Origin of the sequence: Brevibacillus sp. FIR094, from assembly GCF_050477165.1 — a bacterium.
Lineage (GTDB): Bacteria > Bacillota > Bacilli > Brevibacillales > Brevibacillaceae > Brevibacillus.
Genome location: NZ_JBEAES010000030.1, coordinates 49,421 through 68,187, shown reverse-complemented (window position 1 = coordinate 68,187; position 18,767 = coordinate 49,421). Strand labels below are relative to the sequence as shown.

16 protein-coding genes and 2 pseudogenes are annotated in these 18,767 nt (G+C 48.4%); 6 read left to right on the top strand and 12 right to left on the bottom strand.

All coding sequences use genetic code 11. The features are described from left to right. Positions 1 to 570, top strand: a pseudogene (locus tag ACQ5DJ_RS22750) (hypothetical protein); the annotation flags it as partial. Positions 571 to 647: 77 nt separating this feature from the next. Here ACQ5DJ_RS22750 and ACQ5DJ_RS22745 read toward each other — a convergent pair. Together ACQ5DJ_RS22745 and ACQ5DJ_RS22740 are read right to left on the bottom strand one after the other, a co-directional pair. Then, positions 648 to 989, bottom strand: a complete 342-nt coding sequence (locus tag ACQ5DJ_RS22745) for a zinc ribbon domain-containing protein YjdM (RefSeq protein ID WP_429844437.1) — start codon at positions 987 to 989, stop codon at positions 648 to 650. Between the two features lie 63 nt (positions 990 to 1,052). Then, positions 1,053 to 2,882 carry a response regulator gene (locus tag ACQ5DJ_RS22740; RefSeq protein ID WP_429844436.1) on the bottom strand — a complete coding sequence of 610 codons (1,830 nt, stop codon included), beginning with the start codon at positions 2,880 to 2,882 and terminating at the stop codon, positions 1,053 to 1,055. Between the two features lie 171 nt (positions 2,883 to 3,053). On the opposite strand from ACQ5DJ_RS22740, the gene ACQ5DJ_RS22735 reads away from it, so the two are divergent. Further along, positions 3,054 to 4,946 carry a serine hydrolase domain-containing protein gene (locus ACQ5DJ_RS22735; protein ID WP_429844435.1) on the top strand — a complete coding sequence of 631 codons (1,893 nt, stop codon included), beginning with the start codon at positions 3,054 to 3,056 and terminating at the stop codon, positions 4,944 to 4,946. Between the two features lie 105 nt (positions 4,947 to 5,051). After that, positions 5,052 to 5,600 carry an NADPH-dependent FMN reductase gene (locus tag ACQ5DJ_RS22730; RefSeq protein WP_429844434.1) on the top strand — a complete coding sequence of 183 codons (549 nt, stop codon included), beginning with the start codon at positions 5,052 to 5,054 and terminating at the stop codon, positions 5,598 to 5,600. A gap of 49 nt (positions 5,601 to 5,649) precedes the next feature. Here ACQ5DJ_RS22730 and ACQ5DJ_RS22725 read toward each other — a convergent pair whose 3' ends face one another. The 5 genes and pseudogenes from ACQ5DJ_RS22725 to ACQ5DJ_RS22705 all read right to left on the bottom strand — a co-directional run bounded on the left by ACQ5DJ_RS22725 (position 5,650) and on the right by ACQ5DJ_RS22705 (position 10,779). Then, positions 5,650 to 6,837, bottom strand: a complete 1,188-nt coding sequence (locus ACQ5DJ_RS22725) for an ABC transporter permease (RefSeq protein ID WP_429844433.1) — start codon at positions 6,835 to 6,837, stop codon at positions 5,650 to 5,652. Beyond that, complete coding sequence (locus ACQ5DJ_RS22720) at positions 6,834 to 7,553, bottom strand: ABC transporter ATP-binding protein (RefSeq protein WP_429844432.1); 720 nt, start codon at positions 7,551 to 7,553, stop codon at positions 6,834 to 6,836. Before ACQ5DJ_RS22720 ends, ACQ5DJ_RS22725 begins: the two co-directional genes overlap by 4 nt. A 12-nt stretch (positions 7,554 to 7,565) precedes the next feature. After that, the gene (locus ACQ5DJ_RS22715; RefSeq protein WP_429844431.1) at positions 7,566 to 8,828 is read right to left on the bottom strand and encodes an efflux RND transporter periplasmic adaptor subunit; all 1,263 of its coding nucleotides are present in this window, start codon (positions 8,826 to 8,828) and stop codon (positions 7,566 to 7,568) included. Between the two features lie 166 nt (positions 8,829 to 8,994). Further along, a complete protein-coding gene (locus ACQ5DJ_RS22710) occupies positions 8,995 to 10,086 on the bottom strand; it encodes a sensor histidine kinase (RefSeq protein WP_429844430.1) in 1,092 nt (363 codons plus the stop codon). Beyond that, positions 10,079 to 10,779 (bottom strand): annotated as a pseudogene (locus ACQ5DJ_RS22705) (response regulator transcription factor). The gene ACQ5DJ_RS22710 and the pseudogene ACQ5DJ_RS22705 overlap by 8 nt, the downstream one beginning before the upstream one ends. A gap of 196 nt (positions 10,780 to 10,975) precedes the next feature. On the opposite strand from ACQ5DJ_RS22705, the gene ACQ5DJ_RS22700 reads away from it, so the two are divergent. Genes ACQ5DJ_RS22700 through ACQ5DJ_RS22690 form a run of 3 tightly spaced genes read left to right on the top strand, consistent with a single transcriptional unit; the run spans position 10,976 to position 13,184 of the window. Continuing rightward, a complete protein-coding gene (locus tag ACQ5DJ_RS22700; RefSeq protein WP_429844429.1) occupies positions 10,976 to 11,761 on the top strand; it encodes a transporter substrate-binding domain-containing protein in 786 nt (261 codons plus the stop codon). 50 nt (positions 11,762 to 11,811) lie between these two features. Then, positions 11,812 to 12,465 carry an amino acid ABC transporter permease gene (locus tag ACQ5DJ_RS22695; protein WP_409176369.1) on the top strand — a complete coding sequence of 218 codons (654 nt, stop codon included), beginning with the start codon at positions 11,812 to 11,814 and terminating at the stop codon, positions 12,463 to 12,465. Beyond that, a complete protein-coding gene (locus ACQ5DJ_RS22690; RefSeq protein WP_429844428.1) occupies positions 12,462 to 13,184 on the top strand; it encodes an amino acid ABC transporter ATP-binding protein in 723 nt (240 codons plus the stop codon). Before ACQ5DJ_RS22695 ends, ACQ5DJ_RS22690 begins: the two co-directional genes overlap by 4 nt. Before the next feature lie 63 nt (positions 13,185 to 13,247). Here the strand turns inward: ACQ5DJ_RS22690 and ACQ5DJ_RS22685 are convergent, their stop codons facing one another. The 5 genes from ACQ5DJ_RS22685 to ACQ5DJ_RS22665 are packed head-to-tail and all read right to left on the bottom strand — an operon-like array spanning position 13,248 to position 18,699. Next, positions 13,248 to 14,939 carry an amylo-alpha-1,6-glucosidase gene (locus ACQ5DJ_RS22685; RefSeq protein WP_429844427.1) on the bottom strand — a complete coding sequence of 564 codons (1,692 nt, stop codon included), beginning with the start codon at positions 14,937 to 14,939 and terminating at the stop codon, positions 13,248 to 13,250. Continuing rightward, complete coding sequence (locus ACQ5DJ_RS22680; protein WP_429844426.1) at positions 14,929 to 15,585, bottom strand: YesL family protein; 657 nt, start codon at positions 15,583 to 15,585, stop codon at positions 14,929 to 14,931. Before ACQ5DJ_RS22680 ends, ACQ5DJ_RS22685 begins: the two co-directional genes overlap by 11 nt. A 28-nt stretch (positions 15,586 to 15,613) precedes the next feature. Continuing rightward, complete coding sequence (locus tag ACQ5DJ_RS22675) at positions 15,614 to 16,423, bottom strand: carbohydrate ABC transporter permease (protein ID WP_429844440.1); 810 nt, start codon at positions 16,421 to 16,423, stop codon at positions 15,614 to 15,616. Then, positions 16,423 to 17,343, bottom strand: coding sequence for a carbohydrate ABC transporter permease (locus tag ACQ5DJ_RS22670; protein WP_429844439.1), 921 nt, complete (start codon positions 17,341 to 17,343; stop codon positions 16,423 to 16,425). Before ACQ5DJ_RS22670 ends, ACQ5DJ_RS22675 begins: the two co-directional genes overlap by 1 nt. A 57-nt stretch (positions 17,344 to 17,400) precedes the next feature. Next, positions 17,401 to 18,699, bottom strand: coding sequence for an ABC transporter substrate-binding protein (locus ACQ5DJ_RS22665; RefSeq protein WP_429844425.1), 1,299 nt, complete (start codon positions 18,697 to 18,699; stop codon positions 17,401 to 17,403). Positions 18,700 to 18,767: the final 68 nt, after the last annotated feature.

Here is an 18,767-nt window from a genome sequence, read left to right as displayed (position 1 = left end):
TGGGCAACTGGCGCCACTGGGCAACTGGCGCCACTGGGCAACTGGCGCCACTGGGCAACTGGCGCCACTGGGGCAACTGGACCTATTTTCACCGTTGAAAACTTCTCTGCCTTTTTATCAACTGTGACCCTTAGCGCATCTTCCCAATTAGTTAACTGGTCAACGGCCAGCCCCTACTATGGCAGCGCGAGTTTCAACGCTCTAACTGGCACTTATACAGTACCAGCGACTGGAACTTACGCCATTAAAGCAACTATCAACTATGAAACGACCGCAGCCATTACCGTTAGTTTAGGCGCCGGAATCACCCCTGCATTTGATGTACAGAGAATCACCCCTGTTGCAACAAGTCTCATTATCGGTGATTTCCCTGTCCTCAACGTAAACGTTGCGCTCGTACTCACATTGAGAGCCATTCTGGGAGCTGGAACAGTCACACTCGCAGGTGACGTTCAACTCAACGCCGGAGATACACTCGGTTTGTTCTATGTTGCCAATGGATTGACCATCAACCTCAACTTAGGTGGAGGCGGCGAGGGAATCGTCTGGTCCATTCATCGCCTCACATAACTAGGCCTTGCCTTTATAAAAAAAGCTGACTGCATCTAACATGCAGTCAGCTTTTTCTTGTCCGTTACATTCCCAGCTTACACCTTTTTCACAAATTCCGATTTCAATTTCATGGGACCAAAACCATCGATTTTGCAGTCGATATCATGGTCTCCCTCAATCAAACGGATGTTTTTTACTTTTGTTCCGATTTTCACGACCAATGAAGTCCCTTTTACTTTGAGGTCTTTAATGACGGTTACGGTGTCGCCATCATTCAAGACATTTCCATTTGCATCCTTGATGACCTTGTTATCTTCACCGTTGTCGCTGTCTGCTTGCAGAGTCCACTCATGGCTGCATTCCGGACATACCAAGGAGCTTCCATCTTCATACGTGTATTCTGATTTACATTTTGGGCAATTTGGCAATTGACTCATCTTTGATACAACCTCCATTCGATACTGTCCATTCTACCACAACTGGTCAGAAAATCTGGCCACCTAACCAGTAAGCCCTTCGTCCCGTGCTTTTTTAACGGCCTCTTCGCGATTCTTAACACCCAGTTTTGCATAAATCACTGTGGTGCAATTGCGTACCGTTCCTTCAGAAAGATAGATTTTCTCCGCGATTGTTTTCATGCGAAGCCCCTCTACTAATGAGGCCAATATGCCTCTTTCCCGTTCCGTCAACCCATAGGGACAATCGCGTCCTTGCTTTTGGCGAAGCCCATTCAGCTCTTCTTGCTGCAAGCGCATTTCTTTGAAAAGGACATCCGCAATCTTATGGTTAATCAACGCTTCACCCTGATGAACAACTCGTATCGCCTCTACCAACTCGACCGGACTAACCGATTTTAACAAGTAGCCATTCGCGCCTCTCCCTAGCGTTTCTGCCGCAAGAGCTGTTTCTTCGAAGGTCGTCAACATAATGACGCGCATATCCGGCCACCGCTCACGTATTGCTTGAAGTGTCTTCGCCCCGTCCATGACAGGCATTTGAACGTCCAAAAGTACGACGTCGGGCTTTTCTTTTGGAATAATGTCCAGTGCCAGCAAGCCGTTCTCTGCGACCCCGACCACCTGCAAATCTTGCTGATTCTGTAAAACGAATTGCAAACTGTCCCTCACAATGGGCTGATCATCGACGATCAGGATACGTATGCCTGCACTTGGTACAGCCTGCACAGCTGGCAGACTACAAATGACCGTCACACCTCCTTCGTCCATACAATGGATCGATAATCGTCCCTGAAGTGCTTCCAGCCTTTCCTTCATCGATTGCAAACCAAATCCGAATTCGATCGTCCCATTTCCTTCCCCATTATCTTCGACCTGCAACCGGATCTGAGCTTCTTCAAAGTAAAGCCCCACTTGAATTTGTGTTGCCTTTCCGTGTCGCACAGCATTGGTCAATGTTTCTTGCAAGCAGCGGTACAAAGTCAGCTTCATGGAACGGCTCAACGCATACTCAGCGCCGTACATACGCAGCTTGACGGACACCCCTGTAGCCACTTGAAATTGCCCGATCAATTCAACGAAAGCCGACTCCATGGTCGTAGCAGATTCATAGCCTTTATGAGCCCATTTGTGGAAAATCCCTCTGGACTCGTCCAAACCTTGTCGGGCCATCTGCAAAAGCATGTCCAGCCGACTAGCCTCCGCATCTGGTATTCTAGACCGAAGCATCTCCATACCCATAATGAGCGATGTCATCGTGTGTCCGATCGTGTCATGCAGCTCTCTAGACATTTTGTTCCGTTCTTCCAGCAGCGTGATTTCCTCCACTTGGGAAGTGTATTGCTCCATTATCTGGTTCTGGTGTTGAATAATCAGGCTCTGTTTGTGCATACGGCTAAGCAATTGAAAGGCAAAACCAAGCGCATATGCCGCGAAATGGTACACAATTAGATCACTTACGACTATAGGCTCGAAATCAAACCCAATTGCTTCCCTCACAAGAAACGGGATCGCCAAAATCGCCAATGGTCCCGTCCAGCGATAAGATCGATCCACACTGTGATATCCGATGAGAAAAGCGATAGGGATAAACTGCCACCTTACTCCTTCAAAAAAGAAGTTCAAGGTAATGCACAAGCCTCCGCTCAAAATAATCTCAGCGAACAAATATAGGTTACGAGAGTATCGACGCAAACAACTGGGGACGACAAGCACTAAGAATAGAACGATTAATGTAATGACTAGCGGATAAGGCAATTGATCTTGATGGCGGACAAAGCCGAGAATAATCGTCAATCCCCACATAAAGTGGATGGTGAAGATCATCCAGTCGACCCATAACCATCGTTTAACGAATGCAAGCAATTGGCACACCTCATCTACACCCAAACTTTCTTTCCATTATATTATCAGATGACATCCAGCTACTGTCACGATAAACAATGACATTCTGTTACTTCTCACCGTGACACTCATCGTCCTATACTCATCCCTATCGCTGGCCTTACAACAATGGACTGACGCTAAACGTGAAAGGTGATGAACATGACATTATTTGCTCTACGAAAATGGTTTGCCGTTCTACTCGTATCCTGCCTCATGCTAATACAGCCTCTATCAGTGGCCAATGCTCGCTCGCCGCTCACTACTCCTTCCATCGAACAAGTCGTTGATCCCCTCATGAAAAATGAAATGAACAACTTGCATATCCCGGGCGCAGCCATTGTCATTACCCAGGGAGATCGCATCATTTTTAGAAAAGGCTATGGTTTTGCCGACGTCGAAAAGCAAATCCCCGTTGATCCTGAGCGTACGGTGTTTCGAATCGGTTCCGTGACCAAGTCGTTTACCGCTACTGCAGCGATGCAGCTCGTGGAAAAAGGCAAGCTTTCCTTACGCGAAGATTTGAATACCGTCCTAAAAGACTACAAAATTACCAATAATCGTTACGGCCCAATCACACTCCACCACCTGCTCACACATACAGCCGGCATAGATGAAAAAATTTATAAAAGAGACAACCGCCAGAGTGTGATACCGGAATTCTCGACCGAGACCGTAAATGAAACGCTTCAGATGCAGGAGACGATTTTCACGCCAGGCAGCAAATTTCAATACAGTAATGCGGGAACCGGATTGTTAGGTAGTGTAATTGAACAAGCTTCGGGTCAATCTTTGCATGACTATATGCGGGAGAATATCTTTCGCCCGCTAGGTATGGATTCCGCCGAATTGTATCTCCCGCAAGATAGGAGCAATCTGGCTAAAAGCTATTATTTCGACGGAAACGGCTATCAAACGATTCCTTATTCGGGGATTATTTTCCCAGGGAGTGGTGCCGCTAATATGACACCAGTCGACTTCGCCCCCTATATGATTGCCCACCTTTCTGACGGCAGCTATAACGGCACATCTCTGCTCAAACCAGAAACTGTCCAGCTTATGCATGCCCAGCAATTCGCGGCCCATAAACGCATGCACGGGATTGGCTACGGCTTTTTTAAAGGAGAGACGAAAAACGGCATTCCTACCCTATGGGCAAACGGTGGGATTGATGGCTTTATCTCGAAAATGGTGCTGATTCCCTCAGAATCACTCGGCATCTTTGTTACGGTGAACGCCACGCATGCTGGCTTGGAGCTGCATAGCAAAGTCGTAAATGCGTTTACCGACAAGCTACTGACAGAGCAAGTCCGCAAGCCCCTAACTCCTGTTAATGGAACCATAGACGAATTAAAAAAGCTGGAAGGTCAATATCTGCTCACCCTGACGCCCGAGAATGGCTGGGGCAAAGGGCTTCGTCTTCTCAGTAGCTACCCTTACACAGTGAAGGCATTGGATGGACAGACGATATCCGTGACTGGTATGTTCCAGAATGAAGGACAACAATCTCTTGAGAAAAAGTTTGTGCAAGTAGACGATCATTTCTTTCAAGAGATCGATGGTGAGGAACAGCTATATTTTCACGAGGAACAAGGGAAATTTTATATGACAGGACCGATGAACTTTTCGCTTCCTCGTATCTCCTTCATCGAAAGTCCGCCTGTTCTCCTGGCTCTATATGTGATTCCCGGAATCGTGTTCATCCTTCTTTCGCTCGTTTGGATCGCTCGTTTCGGGCTCCGCAAATGGCGGAATCAATCGCACGCTATTTCGAAGATCGTTCCAATTATGGCTCTGCTTCATAGCTTGTTTTTTATCATCCAATTCACCTATGCGAACGGAGCACTGGTATACGGCTACCCGGCCTTCTACCAAGTGGTTGTCGCATCCCTGCCGATTGTCTCGTTGGCCACCGCCGCTTATTTGCTCCTGCGAATCGGAACAGCCAAGGAGCGTGATCGCTGGAAGGTAGCGAATGGTGCAGCAGCGGTACTCTCCATCCTGTATACTGGCTATTTATTTTACTGGAACTTTCTTTCGATTCATTACTCATAGGACTCCGAGGCCGCAGCTGAGCTTTACAGTTGCGGCCTTTTTTTAAGCATAATGTTCGCTCCAAGGAACTACCATTAAACAAGGCCGCATAAGGAGGAACGAACCATGAGTACTTCAAGCTTAAAAATCGGGATTATTCTGGGCAGCTCTCGCCCAGGCCGAGTCAGTCCCCAAGTAGGTGCGTGGCTCAAAGGAGTTGCCGATCAACGAGGAGATGCAGCGTATGAAATCGTTGATATTGCGGACTTTCATTTACCGTTCTTTGGCGATCCGAATGGTGAGCAACCAGTAGCCGCATGGGCGGAAAAGCTATCTAGCCTGGATGGATTCGTATTCGTTACCGCCGAATACAACCACAGCATCACAGGGGTATTAAAAAACGCACTCGACCTCGCCCGCAAGGAATGGTACAACAAAGCGGCTGGTATCGTCAGCTATGGTTCGTCAGGCGGAACTCGTGCAGCAGAGCACTTACGTGGAATCCTGGGAGAATTGCAGGTTGCCGACGTTCGTACACAACCTGCCTTCAATCTATTTACTGATTTTGAAAATTACACGGTCTTTCAACCATCCGAATTGCACATCCCACATGTAAACGACATGTTAAATCAAGTGATTAGTTGGTCAACGGCATTAAAATCGGTTCGAGACTAATAGAAAAATGACTAGCAGCGATATCTGCTAGTCATTTCTGTTTCGTTCCTCACTCATATCGCAACGCATCAATCGGATTGAGCCTGGCTGCCTTATGAGCTGGGTAGAGCCCAAAGAAAATACCGATGGCACTGGAGAATCCGAAGGCGATTACGATACTTTCCCACGATAATAGCGGCGGCACATCGACATATTGGGAGGCAAACATGGCTGTCCCGATGCCGAGCAGCACCCCAATCGTTCCACCAATCAAGCAGACGATCATCGATTCGATCAAAAACTGCAGCATAACATCTCCGTAACGCGCTCCTAACGCTTTGCGAATGCCGATTTCCCGCGTCCGCTCCGTAACGGATACGAGCATGATGTTCATGACACCAATCCCACCGACAAATAGCGCAATCCCGGCAGCGACACTAAAGATCGTGGTGAGCGTGCCGGAAAAGGAATCCATCTCACCTAGTGCGTTCTCGATACTATCGATTTGGTAGTAGTTTTCGCGATCGTGCCTGCGGTTTAAGTACTTCTCTGTCTGTCTCTTGGCTTCTTCCATCGTTTCCTTCGACTTAGCTTTTACAGTCATCGTATGAACCATCTTCAACCCGGTCACATTTTGCAGATAGGTAATCGGCATATAGGCACCCTCAGATCGACCATTGTCAAACATCAGCTTGGCTTCCCTTACCACGCCAATAACGACGACTGATGCTGCTTCGTAAGTCAAACGCTTGCCAATCGGGTCTTCACGTCCGAAAAGCCCTGCCGCTAACTTTTCGGTTAAAACGATAACCGGCTTCCCCTCTCTTACTTCCTTGGCAGTAAAATATCTGCCTGCAACTATTTTCAAGTTGGGTTGAACCTTTAACAAATCCTCATTTGTTCCTTGTATACTTGCGTCCTTCCCCTTTTTCGGGCCACGAATCGTTCCAAAATAAGAGGCGAACGGCACGGCCTCTTCAATGTAGGGCGATTGTTGGGGAAGTGCATAAGCATCCTCCACTGTCAAATCAGTAAGCTTGCTTCCTTGCCCAGGGTCCCAGCCAAAATAAACGCTGAAATTAGTAGCACCCTGCTTCTCCAACTGTTCGGTATAGGCCTGTTGACTGCCGTTCCCTAGTGTAATCACAGCAATGACAGACATGATTCCGATGATGATCCCAGACATCGTCAAGGTAGCTCGGAGCTTATTTGCCCCAATCCCTTCCAGAGCCGTACGAAAGCTTTCGAGTAAATTCACGTGAGGATTACCTCCTCGGACGCAGTAGCAAACAAGCGCTTTTCCACTCGCTCATCTCGGATGATTTGACCATCTCGAAACGTAATGACGCGCTCGGCATGTTGGGCGATATCAGCCTCGTGCGTGACGAGTAGAATCGTTACCCCTTGCGCATGTAGCTCTTGAAAAATCGCCATGATCTCGATGCTGGAACGACTGTCGAGATTCCCTGTCGGCTCGTCAGCAAGTAAAATGGTCGGCTGGTTAACCAAAGCTCTGGCAATGGCTACCCGCTGTCTTTGACCGCCGGACAGCTGCGTTGGTTTATGATCCATCCGCTGGCCGAGTCCGACACGCTGCAACGCCGCTTTCGCTCTTTTTTTGCGTTCTGTCATGCCGACACCCGCATACATCATCGGCAGCTCTACATTTCGCAGCGAAGTGGCACGTGGCAACAGATGAAATGCTTGAAAGACAAAGCCGATTTTTTGATTGCGTACCTGCGCCAGCCCACTATCCTTCAGCTGCGTAACATCAATTCCATCCAAGACATACGTTCCGGACGTTGGCCGATCCAGACAGCCCAGCATGTTCATAAACGTCGATTTTCCGGAACCAGAAGGTCCCACGATCGCCACGAATTCACCTTGAGCCACGTGGATATTGACATTTTGCAAAGCAAACAATTCCAGCTCATCCGTCTTGTACTGTTTGGTTAACCCCTCAATGTTCAGCATATGTATCCCCCTTTACTCCGCAAACTCTTCGGGAGATGATTGGAAGACCGTTTCATTTTCTTGCAAGGTTTCCGGTGGATTCACTACCAATTCTTCACTGCCATCCAATCCGCTTTCAATTTGGATAAACAATTCACTTTCAATTCCAGTCGTCACTTTTTTCTTCTTGGCCTTACCATTTTCCGCTACCCAGACAAAAGAAGATCCATCTTGGTCCATCACGACTGCCTCAATGGGGACTTGCATGGCGTTTGCTGCTTTTTGCAGGACGATGTTCACATCCACGTGAAAACCTGGCTTTAAATACTCCCTCGTCTCATTCAGATGGACAGCGACCGGCACTCTCGTACTCTCTCCATCCCGCTCTTTGCTGGTTACAGCTATAGGAGATATGCGCGACACCTTGCCTTGCAACTGTTCTCCGCCTAAGGAAATGCCTGAGACCACCGCATCCTGTCCGATTTTGATTTTACGCAAGTCAGATTCTCCGACTCCTGCTTCGACCATAACATCATCGGTATCTCCAACCGTGAGAATTTCCTCGCCTTTACTTAGGTATTTCCCTTCCTTCACCTTCATCGAGAGCACCGTCCCGTCAATCGGAGACACGATGCTGCTTTGCACACGTTGCTTTTCATATTTCGCTTTTTCCAAATTCAGCTTTTGAATTTGCGCCTCGTAGGAGCGAATCTCTGCCTTATCTGGCCCTTTTTGCTTCAAAAGTAAATCTTGCTTCGCGACCCTTACTCTTGATTCCGCGGTCTGTAGCTTTTGCTTCGCCTCCTCTACAGCCTGTTGGGTAGACACGCCTGCGGTAAACAGCGATTGCGTTCGCTGATAATCTTTTAATGCCGTTTGGTATTCACGTTCATACTGGGCAAGCTGCTCCTGCACTTTCGTGACTTCCTCAGGCTCCACACCTTTGGAGAGCTTTGCGATATTCGCTTCCTGAATGGTGATTTGCGCCTCGATATCCATGATTTCATTGCTGACATCAGACATGTCGATATTGCCGATCACCTGCCCTTTCGTCACCTTGTCTCCCTCTTTGATGGAGAAATTCCGCAGATCACCTGCATGATTGGCGAACAAGGTATGTTCATTTCGTACCTTGACCATGCCCGAAGTCAAAATGGTGCTTTCCAAATCAGCCGTTACCACCGTTGATAACGTGACAGGAACGCCATTCTTCTTCTCTCCCGAAGAAGCCGCATAGCCGCCGAACCCAGCCACAAGCACGCCTACCCCCAGCCAGATCCACAAACGCTTTTTCATTCCCTTACCTCCCCCAAAACTTTTACGCTCCGATAACCCTTGGCCAATCAAAAAACCCCACTTTTCCCTTTGCAGGTTCCACCCTGGCTCGTCACCCGATCAGGATAAGGAAAACTGTTAAAAGAAAAAGTGGGGAAAAACTTAAATTTTTTTAAAGTGAGGGAGTCTATTCGTAAGGCAAGCGTATTTCAAAAACGGTGCGGATCAAATTGCTCTGAGCAGAAATCGTCCCTTCATGGCGCTCGACAATATTTTTGGCGATAAATAACCCAAGACCTGTGCCTCCGTTTTGATGAGTGCGTGCCTTGTCACCCGTGTAAAACATCTCGAAAAGATGCGGCAGATCTTCCGGGGGAATCTCATTGCCATAATTAATCACCTGCACAACTACCTCGTCGCGATCCAAAAAACCGTTGATATCAACAAACTGGCCATCTTGTCCATAACGAATGGCATTGGTCATGATATTCTCGAAAACGCGTGCCAGAAGCTCTCCGTCTCCGAGAATCGTCAACTGTGAGGCCACATTCATTCTGGATTCCAACTGATTTTTCTCCAAGGAAGGATATAGCTCCTCGTTTAACTGCATGAGTAATTCACTCAGGTCAATCAGATTCTGTTGGATAGTGAGCATGCCGTAGTTCATTCTCGTAATTTCGAAGAGCTCATCGATCAGCTTTTCCAAACGCTGCGACTTGGTAAAAGCAATAGTCGTGTAATGCCTGGCTTGTTGCACCGTCAACTGCTCGTCCCGCAAAATGATGTCCAAATACCCTAAAACAGAAGTCAGCGGCGTCCGCAGGTCATGCGCTAGATTCAAAACCAGCTGATCCTTGCTGCTTTCGGCAAAATCTCCTCGTTGTACAGCTTCCTGCAATTTTTCACCCGCCAGATTGATGTCCTTGGCAATATCCCCGAACTCATCGTTCGATGGTATGTGGATATGGTGGGTAAAGTCGCCATTCGCAAGATGATGAATCCCTCTTGAAATCTCCTGAAAATAGTTGGCATACCGTTTGGTTAACAAGAAGAAAAACAAGATGGCTAGTGGAACAAAAATAAGCAAAAAGAAGTAAATGTCCCCTATTTCTCGCATAAGATAGCGAATCGGCGTTAACAAGCTTTCAAACCTTACCTGTGTTCGATAGTAAAGCTGTAGCGTTTTATAGATGACATAGGTAACCGTACCGGATAGAAGCAGACTGAGGCCCAGAAGCTTGACCATTTGGAACCGAAAGCTCCGTATCATCTTAGCCATGAAAGGAATACCCTACTCCCCAGACCGTCTTGATCCACTTGTTCTTGGTTTTTTCTTCTCCCAGCTTCTTTCGCAAGGTGCGAATGTGCACCATGACTGTATTGCAGCCTTCATAGTACGCTTCGCCCCACACCTGCTGGAAAATATTATCCGCACTAAATACCTTCTTTGGATAGCTGGCCAGTAGGTAGAGAATATCAAACTCTTTCGGCGTTAACTCAATCGTTTCTCCGTACAGGTTCACGGTTCGCTGCTCAGGGTAAATGACAAGTCCACCTGCCTCTAAGACCTTGTTACTCGCTACTGCTACTGCTGGTTGATTCAGCTGCTTAAAGCGTCGCAGCTGGGCATTCACACGGGCGACAATTCCATTGGATTGAATGGCTTGGTCATATAATCATCTGCACCCATCACCAATCCCGAAATTTTATCCAGATCGGACGTCTTGGCACTCAAAAAGATAATCGGCATATTGTGCTGTTCACGAATGAGCCGGGTGACCTCATAGCCATCCAGCCCAGGCATCATAATATCGAGGATTGCCAAATCAATCGAATGCGTCTGCACAGCTTGGAGTGCTTCCCTTCCATCCGCTGCGATAATTGTGTGGTAACCTTCTTTTTTCACATGCAAGGCAACGAGCTCAGCAATCTCCGCTTCATCGTCGGCGATCAATATGGTGACCTGCTTCATCGTTTTTCCCATCCCTTTTATACATTTGCTACCATTATAGCAGGTATGAAAAAACTTTTCTGTTATCGCACCATGATATGGTTCATACAATTATGTATAATAATTATTTTCAGTTTGTTTTGACTTTACCGACTCTTCTATATTACTATATTCATGTCCATATCATATCTATCATAAATATACTTGGGGGTAATTTATGAAAAAACTAATGCTTGCTGTTGTATCTGGTTTGTTGGCACTTACAGTTAGTGCGTGTGGCACTGGCACGGATAAAGCCGCCTCAACATCTGGGCAATCCGGTGCCAAGAAGTACCTGATTGGTACAGATGCAACTTACCCACCCTTTGAGTTTGTAAAAGACGGAAAATACGTGGGAATTGACATCGACCTGATCAACGCCATCGCCAAAGAAGAGGGCTTTGAGGTAGAAATTAAGCCGATGGACTTCAAAGGAATCATTCCGGCTGTTCAAGCGAAGCAATTGGACGGAGCCATTGCAGGGATCAGCATCACGGATAAGCGCAAAGAAATTTTAGATTTCTCTGAACCTTACTATCAAGCAGGTCTTTCCCTGGTCGTACGTGAGGATAACACAACGATCAATGGAGAGGCAGATTTGGCTGGCAAAACAATCGCTATCAAAAAAGGCACGACTGGCGCGACCTTTGCTGATGAGCTCGGGAAAAAGTACGGAGCGACTGTCAAATACTTCGACGATAGCCCTTCCATGTTCCAAGAGGTTCAGAACGGCAACGCTGATGTGACTATCGAGGACTATCCTGTTATCTCTTATAAAATTGCGGTAGACCCTGCATCCAAGCTAAAAATTGTAGGCGATCGTCTCAATGGTGACCACTACGGCATCGCCGTTTTAAAAGGCAATAAAGAGCTGCAAGACAAACTCAACTCCGGTCTGAAGAAGCTGAAAGAGAATGGAAAATACGATGAAATCATCAACACCTACTTGAGCACCAAAAAATAAAGGCGCGAGACGCGCCTTTTTTTCACCTTAGAAAGAATGGAGTTGTCCAAATGAGCAGTAGTTGGGATGTCATTGTCGATGCGCTTCCTGTCTTGGCCCAAGGCTCTGTGGTCACGTTAAAAATAACGGTCATTTCCCTGTTTTTCGCTCTCTTAATCGGATTGCTTTTTGGCTTGATGAGCACAAGCCGGTCCAAAGTGCTTCGCGGCATTGCAACCGCTTACGTTGACTTTCTTCGCGGCACACCGCTGTTGGTTCAAATCTTCTTTATTTATTTTGGATTACCGCCTGTCCTTGATATCAAAATTCCAGAGACAACCGCAGGTATTCTTGCGCTCAGCCTTAATGCCGGAGCGTACCTGGCTGAAATTTTCCGCGGAGGGATTCTCTCCATCGATAAAGGGCAAATGGAAGCTGCTCGCTCCCTGGGACTCACGCACGGAAAAGCCATGCGCCTGGTTATCTTGCCTCAGGCTGTTCGCCGCATGATTCCTGCTTTCGTCAACCAATTCATCGTGACGCTAAAAGACACCTCGCTCTTAACGGTCATCGGTATCCGTGAACTGATGAACAGTGGTGAGATTATCATTTCTAGCAACTTCCGCTCATTCGAAATTTGGGCTGTAGTAGCAGTCTTCTACTTCCTGATGATATACATCCTCAGTCTGCTATCCCGTTCCCTTGAGAGGAGGTTCGCGAAATGATTCATGTAGAGAATTTGAAAAAGAGCTTTGGCTCGTTGGAAGTCTTAAAAGACATCTCGACTACCATTGAAGAGCGCGAAGTCGTCTGTGTTATCGGTCCCTCCGGATCGGGAAAAAGTACGTTTCTGCGCTGTCTGAACCAGTTGGAAGAAGTGACATCTGGCAAAATCACCATTGAGGGCATGGAGGTTACCTCCCCCAAAGTGGACATTAACAAGCTGCGAGAGCGTGTCGGCATGGTGTTTCAGCGGTTCAATCTCTTCCCGCATCTCACTGTTTTGGAAAACATCATGCTCGCGCCCAAGCACGTCAAAAATTCAGAGCGCCAGCAAAATGAACAAAAGGCTCTGCAACTCCTCAAAAAAGTAGATTTGGCGGACAAGCGAGACGCGTATCCAGATCGGCTGTCAGGCGGTCAACAGCAGCGCGTAGCCATTACCCGTGCGCTCGCCATGGACCCTCATATCATGCTGTTCGACGAGCCTACCTCTGCACTCGACCCGGAAATGGTTGGAGAGGTTCTTCAGGTGATGAAGGATTTGGCCAAAGAAGGAATGACGATGATCGTGGTTACGCATGAGATGGGTTTCGCCCGTGAAGTAGCCGATCGCGTGATTTTCATGGATGGCGGATATATTGTAGAGGAAGGCAAACCTGCCGAGATTTTTGACAATCCTCAGCATGAGAGAACCAAGGCGTTTCTCAGTAAAGTGCTGTAGACAAGCCACGGGCATGATGCGATTTTTCATCCATCATGCCCACTTTTTTTCTATGAAACTACCTTACACATACTCATGCGCCAGCATCAAAAACACGCTGGACGTCCACGTAAAGGCCCGGTCCCTCAGTCCATCACCTGTCAGCGCATCGAAGTTTTCCGCCATGCCACTGCGCGCTGCCATTCGGCAAAAACGTCTGGCAATCTCCTGAGAAAATGCTACTTCGCCTGCTCGCCGCAATCCATCGACCAACAGCATCGTCACAGGTGCCCAGATCGGACCTAGCCAATAGCCATCCGCGCGGTAGAAGGAACTAGTTGGACTCTCCGTAGCCAATCCATTCTCTGTCAAAAACCGCTCCTGCAAGTCCGCAATCAGCTTGTCCCGGATGTCCTGCGGCAGCTTTTCACCAAGCACGAGAGGCATATAGCGAATCAAGCTGTCTCCTTGGGTAGGATGATCGCTGCCGGAGTGAGTCGCGTAGAAATTCTCCCCGTTCCAATGCTTCTCCAGCAGTCGTTGCAACGTCATTTCGGCCTTTTCCTGCCACCTCGCTGTCTCTTCGGGACGTCCCAGTCTCTTCGCCAAATCCGCCAGCACATCCATTTGCAGAATCAAATACGCAGGCAGGTCCGGGCTTTCGATGGGCGCCCCATCGAGGAAAATCGTGCTGTTGTCCCAGCCGCAGTCATAGCCGTGATTATACTGCGGAATCCCGTCCTGATCATCATCACGGTAACGGAACCACCAATCTGTCCAACGACAAAGCGGTTCGTACATCTCTTCTAGCATCTCGTTCGTGATCGCGTCGTTTCGATCCAGCATCCAGCGCAGCGTCCAGCCGTGAATCGGAGGCTTGCAGCAATTCCACAACGCATACCGATCATTGATAAAATCGGGGAAGACACCACTTTCGTCCTGCCTGTCGATAAAGATCATGAGCTGATCCCATGCCAACGGCAAATTTGCTCGCGTCAGTGCCATCGCATTGAAGCAATGATCCCAGCTCCAGATATTCGTCATCCAGTTTTTGGACATGTACATCGCGGATCGTGGCAGATAGCCTTCAGGTCTCACCACACAAGACCAAGTGATATACGCCGCGAGTTCTCGTGCTTCGTTCATGCTTTCGCGATGCTCCGCAGACACGGAGAGTGTCTTTTCCAGCCAATCGTCGTACTCTTTTTTCACCTGCTCCCATCCATCGGCAAAGGCAGGATAGCTGCGTTCCTTCCAGACGGTGTGGAACTCCTCTAGAACGCCTTCCAGCACACCTGTTTCCTCGTCGGGATGAAAGGTTACGCTCACTTGCTGTTCACGCGAAGCCTTCGTAGGGTTGACCACCAGCGCTCCAGCAAGCGGAGTCATTCGCAAACGAATTTCCGTGGAAAAGTGATTGATTTCCCAGCATCCGGCTCCTGCTTGAATCGCATAATCAGCTGCCGTCGATTCCAGCACCAGTCGCAATCCAACGCCTTGACCACGTACCTGCACCAGCTGCGGCTCGCTCATGCACAGCTTCACTTCGCCTTTATCCCCGTAAAGACGCAGCAAGGTTGGCGTAGCCTCCGTCTCAAACGGAATCGCCACGCCATCTGCTACCATTTCTACTCGGAAAATCGCGCCATCGTGGTTGTCACCTCCACGAATATTGCGCAAATACAGCCCTTCTGCTCGCTTGGTGTTACCCAGTCGTGAGAGTACGAGATACGACCCGTATCGGCTAAAAGGAACGATTCCTAAATCAAACTGCATATGTCTCACCTCGAGGTTGCTTCGTCGATCGTTTACGATCGCGCTTTTCCAACAGACGGCTCATTCTGGCGTTCATCCACCAGACAGGCAGACTCGCTCCCAACAAGATCGGCAAAACAGGAATCGCCAGCAAGAGAATCAAGAGAAGAAGCAAGCCGCCCATCGTGACGAACGAATGCAACGGAAAAGCCGCGACCAGCCAAAACGATTGCTTGAGCGTCCTCTTTACGTCTGCATCCTCCCGAACAAGCAGGGAAAATGCGTAGCAAGAGGTAGCCGCATGCAAGAATCCGATCCCCGCAAAAACGGCCGCGATCGAGAGCCCCCACACGGAGCCCAATCGCAGGAAGAACACCACATCGACCCACAGGATTGCCCCCGTTAGCACCATCCCTGCGCCAAGCCATTGGCTCCTCCAGAAGTAGTGGCGAAAAGCATGCCAGAAGGCGGACGGAAGCCCCCGATCGCTCCACTTTCCACTAAGCGTGTCGTGCAGAGCAGCTGTCGCTGGATAGATTCCAAAGACGATGCCTCCTATGAGCGTGCACGCCACCCACATGAGATGCGCTGCCGCCATCCGCAACAAACGCTCACCAAATTGATGAAATGACCATGCCCAGCCTTCCCACTTCGCCCGATTCCCCACGGTGGCTCCCTCCTTACTTGATAGCCTTTTACTTAATAGCAACGCCAGCTGAATTGTCTACGATATATCGTTGTGCGAGGAAAAAGAGGAGTAACGGCGGAAGCGAGATCAGGAACGTTACCGCCATCAGCCCGGTTGCCTCTACTTCATACATCCCTTTAAATTGCGCCAGTCCTAGCGTCAGCGTGTACTGACTTTGGTCATTCAAGAAAATGAGTGGTCCCAAATAATCATTCCATGTACCCAAGATGTTGAAAACACTCACCAAAATCAAAGCAGGCATCATCAACGGCATAATAATCCGGGCGTAAATCTGAAACGAACCAGCACCATCAATACGCGCCGCTTCATCCAACTCACGAGGAATGGTCATAATAAACTGTCGCATGAGGAAAATGTAAAACGCTGACCCAAAGAACGAAGGAACAATCAACGGCTTGAGCGTGTTGATCCAGCCAAGATAGTTAAACTCCATGTACAGCGGGATCATCGTCACTTCCCACGGAATCATCATCGTGGCCAGAACGACCATGAACAGAAAATCTCTTCCTTTAAACGTAAACCGGGCAAAGCCGTACGCGACCAGCGAAGACGAAATCAACTGACCAATTGTCGTCAGGATCGTCACCGTCAACGAGTTTTCCAAATAGAGATTAAATGGCTGCGACATCCACGCATTCCCGAAGTTCTCCCAATGCAGCACATCCGGAATCCATTTGGGTGGATACTGCAAAATCTCATTGTCCGACTTGAGCGCAGTAGAAATCATCCAGTAAAACGGTGCGAGAAACAGGAATGAGAAAAAGATCAAGCTCGCATAAGCGATCGTTTTGCGCATCAAGCTTCTTCCCCTCCCCTGCGGTTGTCGCCCTCGTAGTACACCCATTTGCCGGACGTTTTAAATACGATGAAGGTCAATACCAAAATGATCGCAAACATAAACCAGGAGTTCGCCGAAGCATATCCCATCTTGAAGTATTTGAAGGCGTTGTCATACGCGTACATGGCATAGAAATACGTAGATTGCAACGGTCCGCCTCCTGTGAGCAGGAGAGCTAGACTCAACTGCTGGAACGCACTAATGATCGTCATAATCAGGTTAAACAAAATCGTTGGACTCACCATCGGAAGTGTAATGCGGAAAAACTTTTGTACCGCCCCTGCCCCATCAATCGAAGCCGCCTCATACAAGCTCTCCGGGATGCTTTTGAGCCCCGCCAGGAAAATCAATACCATGGAGCCTTGCCCCCACAAACTCGCGATTACCATGGCAATGAGCGCCCACGTCGTATCGTTTAGCCAATCTGGACCTGTAATCCCAACCAGACTGAGCATATAGTTGAAAATACCGTATTCCCCGTCATATACCCATGCCCAAATCATCGCCAGCGCCACACCTGAAATCACGCTCGGCAAGTAAAATACGGTGCGGAAAAAGCCGCTGCCTTTTACCTTCTGATTCAGCATCATGGCCAAAAACAACGCGATGAACAAATTCAACGGTACAAACAACAACGCAAATTTAATCGTGATCCAGAGCGATTGCCAAAACAATGGATCGTCCGTAAACATATTGACGTAGTTGTCCAAGCCGACAAACGTAACCTCACCAACGACAGGCCAATCAAAAAAGCTCATGACGAGCGAAAACAACATCGGTCCCAGCGTAAAAGCGAGAAAGCCGAGAATCCAAGGCAAGATAAAAAGATAGGGCGTAAGAAACGCCCTTCCCCTGAGTTTTTTCGGTTGAACGGTCATGGCAGGCTGTTTATGTGTCACGACACTTTCTGTATTCAATTCCCTGACCCCCTTCCGTTATTTTAGGAACTTCTGGGAGTCTTTGACTGCCTTGTTCAGTAATTCCTCGGCATTTTGTCCCATCATGATCGCATTGACCGCTGCGGAAAGGTTCCGGTTGATTTCGTTCCAGTGTGGATTCAACAGGAAGGCTGGCGTATCAGTAGATTGCTCCAATGATTTATAGAACGGCGCGTAGAGCGCGTCCTGATCGAGCTTCTTCTCTTGTACGACACTAATACGCACAGGCAAGTCAGATGTACGCATCTTGATCGCATCACTGGAAACGAAGAACTTCAAAAACTCCCAAGCCAGTTCTTTGTTTTTGGAATCCTTGGCGATCGATACAGAGGAGGTTCCAATGACACCCTTACCAGGCTTACCAGGGAATTGCGGCATCACGACCGTACCAAAATCGACATTCGCCTTCTTATATGACTCGAGCGACCATACGCCGTTATCATACATTGCGAGCTTGCCCGCTTTGAACAAGTCGTTCCCGCTCTGCTGGTTTTTACCACCGACGAGCAAAGCGCTCTTATCTTTCGTCAAATCACTGAAGATTTGCAGGGCTTCTGCCGTTTCCTTACTGTTCATGTAGCCTTCGATGGTTTTTCCGTCTGGACTAATGAAGCTGCTGCCGTTGCTCCACACGAACTGCTGCAAATCATACGTATCCGGCTCCGAACGAACAGCGAAGCCGTACTGCTTCTTGTCACGAACGGTCAGCTGTTTGGCAGCCGATTTGAAATCATCCCACGTCCAGTCGTCTGTCGGAAGTGGTACATTTGCTTCGTTAAACAGCTTTTTGTTGTAGAAGACGACCCGCGTCGAGAAGCCCGCTGGGAGACCGAACAATTTTCCATCGAATCGATTATAGTTTAAGAGGCCTTGGTAAAAGTCGTCGATTGCCACTGATGGGTCCTTCTTTACATACTCATCCAATGGCTCGAGCGAGGCGTGGTACGTTGGGAAATCCCACATGTACATGACATCCGGCGGGTTTTTCGCTCCGAATGCCGCTACCAGCTTCTGATCAAAACCATCTGCATATGCCTCGACTTGTACCTTCACACCCGGGTTTTTCTGTTCGAATTGTTTCGCGATATCTTGTTGGATCTTCAGCATTTGGTCCGTATCCCATGTCGCGAAACGCAATGTAACCGTTTCCTTTTTATCAGACGATGCTGGCGTTGTCGTACCTGTGTTACTAGACGTGCCGTCTGATCCTGCTGGCTGGGCTTGTGAACAACCAGCTACGACGGCCAAAAGTAGTGCCATACCAGCTGCCATCCATTTTGACGCAACCTTTTTCATCTGTGATCCCCCCTAGATTTGCCCCTCATTTTTCTTTATTTTAATGAAGGGAAAAAAACGGTGAAACC